The organism is Pseudomonas sp. (assembly GCF_050739995.1).
In the GTDB taxonomy this organism is placed as follows: domain Bacteria; phylum Pseudomonadota; class Gammaproteobacteria; order Pseudomonadales; family Pseudomonadaceae; genus Aquipseudomonas.
In genome coordinates this window covers 1-5,359 of record NZ_JBOICG010000702.1, presented here as the reverse complement: position 1 = coordinate 5,359, position 5,359 = coordinate 1, and the positions used below count along the sequence as shown (strand labels likewise).

The 5,359-nt window shown below is 57.8% G+C and carries 5 protein-coding genes and 1 pseudogene; 5 read left to right on the top strand and 1 reads right to left on the bottom strand.

The window, feature by feature from the left end; genetic code table 11:
• Nucleotides 1-178 precede the first annotated feature (178 nt).
• On the top strand, nucleotides 179-1,492 hold the full coding sequence (brnQ, locus tag ACRESD_RS23715; protein WP_431753132.1) for a branched-chain amino acid transport system II carrier protein: 1,314 nt from the start codon (nucleotides 179-181) through the stop codon (nucleotides 1,490-1,492).
• Between the two features lie 235 nt (nucleotides 1,493-1,727).
• Nucleotides 1,728-2,472: pseudogene (locus ACRESD_RS23710) on the top strand (DUF599 domain-containing protein).
• A gap of 108 nt (nucleotides 2,473-2,580) precedes the next feature.
• Here ACRESD_RS23710 and ACRESD_RS23705 read toward each other — a convergent pair.
• Nucleotides 2,581-2,838, bottom strand: coding sequence for a hypothetical protein (locus ACRESD_RS23705; RefSeq protein ID WP_431753131.1), 258 nt, complete (start codon nucleotides 2,836-2,838; stop codon nucleotides 2,581-2,583).
• Between the two features lie 157 nt (nucleotides 2,839-2,995).
• Between ACRESD_RS23705 and ACRESD_RS23700 the strand changes: the two genes are divergently transcribed.
• The 3 genes from ACRESD_RS23700 to htpG form a co-directional block, all read left to right on the top strand.
• On the top strand, nucleotides 2,996-3,472 hold the full coding sequence (locus tag ACRESD_RS23700) for a PaaI family thioesterase (RefSeq protein ID WP_431753130.1): 477 nt from the start codon (nucleotides 2,996-2,998) through the stop codon (nucleotides 3,470-3,472).
• Complete coding sequence (locus tag ACRESD_RS23695; protein ID WP_431753129.1) at nucleotides 3,469-3,921, top strand: PaaI family thioesterase; 453 nt, start codon at nucleotides 3,469-3,471, stop codon at nucleotides 3,919-3,921. The genes ACRESD_RS23700 and ACRESD_RS23695 overlap by 4 nt, the downstream gene beginning before the upstream one ends.
• An 89-nt stretch (nucleotides 3,922-4,010) precedes the next feature.
• The coding region (gene htpG, locus ACRESD_RS23690; protein WP_431753128.1) for a molecular chaperone HtpG at nucleotides 4,011-5,359 on the top strand (1,349 nt) is incomplete at its 3' end.

Below are 5,359 nucleotides of genomic sequence, written 5' to 3'. Positions count from 1 at the left end.
CCCTGCAACAGTGCGCTTGTCAGCCTAATTCTGTACTCTAGCCGCCTCTTTATGCGCCCGCATCCCAAAAGGAAGCAGCGCGCTAGACCGGTCGGCTCCCATAAGGGCCGGCAGCATTTCCCTCATCCATAGGGAAGCCCTCTCTAAATTCCGATTCAGTAGTGTGGTATTTCCTCAAATGAAAGTGTTGAAAAGCCAGGACATCCTGGCGCTGGGCTTTATGACGTTTGCCCTGTTCGTGGGCGCCGGTAACATCATCTTCCCGCCTATTGTCGGTTTGCAGTCCGGGTCTAGCGTCTGGATGGCGGCGTTGGGCTTCCTGGTCACGGCAGTCGGTCTGCCGGTGGTCACCGTGATCGCCCTGGCCAAGGTCGGCGGCGGTATGGACGCATTGAGCAGCCCGATCGGCAAGATCGCCGGTGGCCTGCTGGCAGCGGCGGCGTATCTGGCGGTAGGGCCGCTGTTCGCCACCCCGCGTACTGCGACCGTTTCGTTCGAAGTGGGCTTGGCGCCATTGACTGGCGAAAGCCCGCTGGCGTTGTTCCTCTACAGCTCGGTGTATTTCCTGGTGGTGTTCTTCGTTTCCCTGTATCCAGGTCGACTGCTGGATACCGTGGGTCGTTTCCTGGCGCCGCTGAAGATCATTGCCCTGGCCATCCTCGGCATCGCCGCGTTCGCCTTGCCGGCCGGTGATGTGGGCGTCGCTACTCCAGAGTATGTGGCCGCCCCATTCTCCCAGGGCTTCATCAACGGTTACCTGACCATGGATACCTTGGGTGCGCTGGTGTTCGGCATTGTCATCGTCAACGCGATCCGCTCCCGTGGCGTGGAGTCGCCACAACTGATCACCCGCTACGCGATCATTGCCGGGCTGATTGCCGGCGTGGGCCTGGCGTTGGTGTACATCAGCCTGTTCCGCCTGGGTTCGGGCAGCCATGCCGTGGCGGCGGGTGCGACTAACGGTGCGGCAGTGCTGCATGCTTACGTGCAATACACCTTTGGCTCCCTGGGCAGTGGTTTCCTGGCCGTGCTGATCTCCCTGGCGTGCCTCGTTACCGCAGTGGGCCTGACCTGCGCCTGCGCCGAGTACTTCAGCAAGATCCTGCCGCTGTCCTACAAGACACTGGTCGTGATCCTGGCGCTGTTCTCGCTGTTCGTGTCTAACCTGGGCTTGACCAAGTTGATTGCGTTCTCGATCCCTGTGCTCACCGCGATCTACCCGCCGTGCATCGTGCTGGTGGCGCTGAGCTTCTGCAAAGGTTTCTGGCAGGAGCAGGGGCGAATCGTCGGCCCGGTGATGCTGGTGTCGTTCATCTTTGGCTGCATCGATGCACTCAAGGGCGCGGGCCTGGCGGATTGGATGCCTGCACAATTGGCGCACCTGCCGCTGAGCGAGCAAGGTCTGGCGTGGCTGGTGCCGTCGGTGATGATCTTGGTCGTGGCGGTGGTGGTTGACCGTATGCTTGGCAAGCGCAGCGAAGCCATCGCGTAATAGTGTTTCTACGCTGTGCCGAAATGCCTCGTATCAATCGATACGGGGCATTTTTTATGCGTGTGAGACTGCAACCCTCTAAAGTTGAAAAGCTTTCAAAATGTGGGAGGGGGCTTGCCCCCGATTGCGGTGTGTCAGTGATGAATGTATCGACTGACACCTGGCCTTCGCGGGCAAGCCCCCTCCCACATTTTGACCGCGTTCTCCCGCCATACTCTCTCGCAATAGGACCCGCATGTCGTTCATCGAAGCCAATCAGATCCACCTGCTTGCCGCTCTCTGGTTCATCCTGTGCTGGGGGGGGCTACACCCGATACGCCACCTGGAAAGCCCGTGACACTGCGTGCCTGGCCAGCGTGTTGCATCTGTACCGCGAAGACTGGATGCGCCGCATGCTGCTGCGAGATAACCGGATTGCCGACGCCAGCGTGATCGGCAACCTGGAGCGCAATGCTTCGTTCTTTGCCTCTAGTACCCTGATCATTCTCGCCGGCATTCTCACCGTGCTGGGTGCTTCCGAGCGTGCGGTGTCGCTGTTGGCGGATATTCCCCTGGTACAACAGGCGTCCCAGGGTATGTCGGAAATCAAGCTGCTGTGCCTGGCGCTGGTGTTCGTCTACGCATTCTTCACCTTCAGTTGGTGCATGCGTCAATACAACTTCGCGGCGGTATTGGTCGGCTCGGCACCGATGATCGGTGAACGGCATGTGTCGGAACAAGAACGCAAGGCGTTTGCCCTACGGGCCGCACGGGTGATTTCCATGGCCGCCAACCAGTTCAACTTTGGCCTGCGTTCTTATTACTTTGGCATGACCATGCTTGCCTGGTTTGTCAGCCCTTGGTTGTTCATGTTGATGAGCAGCGGGGTAGTGCTGGTGTTGTATCGTCGGGAGTTTCACTCCGACGTCTTGCAGGTGATGGTCTATACCCCGACCGATACGGCAATGCCTGAAGTGTCTTCTAAAGAGGTCGTGTCTTAGTCCATAGCGGGGGATCTAACTTCCTATCGCTAGAAAAACAGCAGACAAAGTAAAGCCCGCTATAAAAGCGGGCTTTCTTTTGCAGCACTGCTCATTCTAACCAGGCGATTATTGCTTGGCAGGTTCTGCAGGTGCGGCAGGTGCAGCTTCTTTTGCGGCGGCGGCGTTCGATTCAGCCTGAGCTTTGGCAGCATCAGCGTTTTCTTTCGCTGCGTCGTTCACTTTATCCTGTGCTGCCGCCATGTCTTTCTGAGCTTGCTCGGAATGTGCTGCAGCGTCTTGGGCTTTGTCTTCGGATTTCTTATCGCAGGCAGCGAGGCCGAGGGCAGCGGCCAGCATCATGGAAATAGCTAAAGTCTTGCGCATGGGGTGTTTCTCCTTATTGAAGATATCTACTGGCCTTTCGAACCCAAGGGGCCAGCATTAGTTCCTTTTATCCCACAGATATATAAAGCTTTTCGCCAAGGAACTTTCACCGCAAATCCCTATCCGGCGTATTAACACTCATAAGAGTCTAAAACTAATGACCGAAAACCCGTTGTTAGCACGCGCAACCCGCTTTGTTTCGGCGCTGCGCCATTGCCAAGTGCTCGGCGTGAGCGTGCATGCGGCCAGTGAGGACGGCATGACGCTGGTGCTGCCCTACGGCTCACATATTGTCGGCGATCCCCGTACCGGCGTAATCCACGGTGGTGCGCTCACATCTTTGATGGACACCGCCTGTGGTATGGCCACGCTGTGTGTATTACCCGAGTTCGAGGTGTGCCCGACCCTGGACCTGCGCGTCGACTACATGCATCCCGCCGAACCGCATAAACCGGTGTATGGCTTCGCCCAATGCTACCGGGTGACCACTGACGTGATTTTCACCCGTGGCTTCGCGTATCAGGATGACCCGCAACAGCCGATCGCCCATGTGGTCGGCACCTTCATGCGCATGGGCAAGCGCCTCAAGGGCACCCAAGGGTTGGGCAGTACGATCAAGGGAGAGCAGGCATGACGCACCGATTCAAGACGCGTCTCGAACAGGCCCACGCCCGCGGCGATTACGAGGCATTGCTCGATCTGATTCCCTACGCCAAGTTGATCGGCATTGAGTGCACACGGCAGGGGGACGAGTTGCTGTTTCGTCTGCCGGCCAACAAGGACAACATTGGTAACCCTATATTGCCAGCGCTTCACGGCGGGGTGATTGCCGGGTTCATGGAGCTGTCGGCAGCGTTGCATTTGCTGGTATTCACTGGTGCGCCGGGGGTGCCGAAAATCATCGACTTTTCCCTGGATTACCTGCGTGCAGGCCAGTATCGCGACACTTACGCCAAATGCCAGGTGTGGCGCCAGGGCCGGCGAGTGGCGAATGTAGCGATCACGGCCTGGCAAAGCACGTCGGCCGAACCGATTGCCACCGCCCGGGCACATTTCAAGATTGAGGACGTGGAGCGCTCTTGAAATCCTGGCCTTAGCCCCCAACTTTGATGACAACCCGCCGCCAACCCTCTAGGGCGCGGCCACTGCCATCCAATTGGAGTTTGATGACCATGAGTGTGGAAACTCAAAAGGAAACCCTGGGCTTCCAGACCGAGGTGAAGCAGCTGCTGCACCTCATGATCCATTCGCTGTATTCCAACAAGGAAATTTTCCTTCGCGAATTGATCTCGAACGCCTCTGACGCTGTCGACAAATTACGTTTCGAAGCCCTGTCCAAGCCTGAATTGCTGGAAGGTGGCGCCGAACTGAAAATCCGTGTGAGCTTCGACAAGGACGCCAAGACCGTCACTCTTGAAGACAACGGCATTGGTATGAGCCGTGAAGATGCGATCACCCACCTGGGTACCATCGCCAAATCCGGTACCGCCGACTTCATGAAGAACCTGTCGGGCGACCAGAAGAAGGATTCGCACCTGATCGGCCAATTCGGCGTGGGCTTCTACTCCGCCTTCATCGTCGCCGACAAGGTTGAAGTATTCAGCCGTCGCGCCGGTCTTGATGCCAGCGAAGGTGTGCACTGGTCCTCCAAAGGTGAGGGCGAGTTTGAAATCGCCACTATCGACAAGGCTGACCGTGGCACCCGTATCGTATTGCACCTGAAGTCGGGTGAAGACGAGTTTGCCGACGGCTATCGCCTGCGCAACATCATCAAGAAGTACTCTGACCACATTGCGCTGCCGATCGAATTGCCGAAAGAACAGGCCGCTGTCGAAGGCGAAGATAAGCCTGCCCAGGAATGGGAAGTGGTCAACCGTGCCAGCGCCCTGTGGACTCGTCCTCGCACTGAAGTGAAGGACGAGGAATACCAGGAGTTCTACAAGCACATCGCCCACGACTACGAGAACCCGCTGAGCTGGAGCCACAACAAGGTCGAAGGCAAGCTGGAATACAGCTCGCTGCTTTACGTGCCGGCCCGTGCTCCGTTCGATCTGTACCAGCGTGAAGCGCCGAAAGGCCTGAAGCTGTACGTGCAGCGCGTGTTCGTGATGGACCAGGCGGAATCCTTCCTGCCGTTGTACCTGCGCTTTATCAAAGGCGTGGTCGACTCCAACGACCTGTCGCTGAACGTGTCGCGGGAAATCCTGCAGAAAGACCCGATTATCGACTCGATGAAGTCGGCGCTGACCAAGCGCGTGCTCGACATGCTGGAAAAACTGGCGAAGAACGAGCCTGAGCAATACAAGGGCTTCTGGAAAAACTTCGGCCAGGTCATGAAAGAAGGCCCGGCAGAAGATTTCGCCAACAAGGAAAAGATCGCCGGCCTGCTGCGCTTTGCGTCCACCAGCGACGACAGCGGCGAGCAGAGCGTGTCCCTGGCCGACTACCTGGCTCGCGCCAAAGAAGGTCAGGACAAGATCTACTTCCTCACCGGCGAGTCCTACGCGCAGGTCAAGAACAG

Excerpts from the sequence above, each read along its gene's own strand:
- brnQ (WP_431753132.1), top strand. The coding sequence starts at position 179 with ATGAAAGTGTTGAAAAGCCAGGACATCCTGGCGCTGGGCTTTATGACG.
- ACRESD_RS23705 (WP_431753131.1), bottom strand. The coding sequence starts at position 2,838 with ATGCGCAAGACTTTAGCTATTTCCATGATGCTGGCCGCTGCCCTCGGC.
- ACRESD_RS23700 (WP_431753130.1), top strand. The coding sequence starts at position 2,996 with ATGACCGAAAACCCGTTGTTAGCACGCGCAACCCGCTTTGTTTCGGCG.
- ACRESD_RS23695 (WP_431753129.1), top strand. The coding sequence starts at position 3,469 with ATGACGCACCGATTCAAGACGCGTCTCGAACAGGCCCACGCCCGCGGC.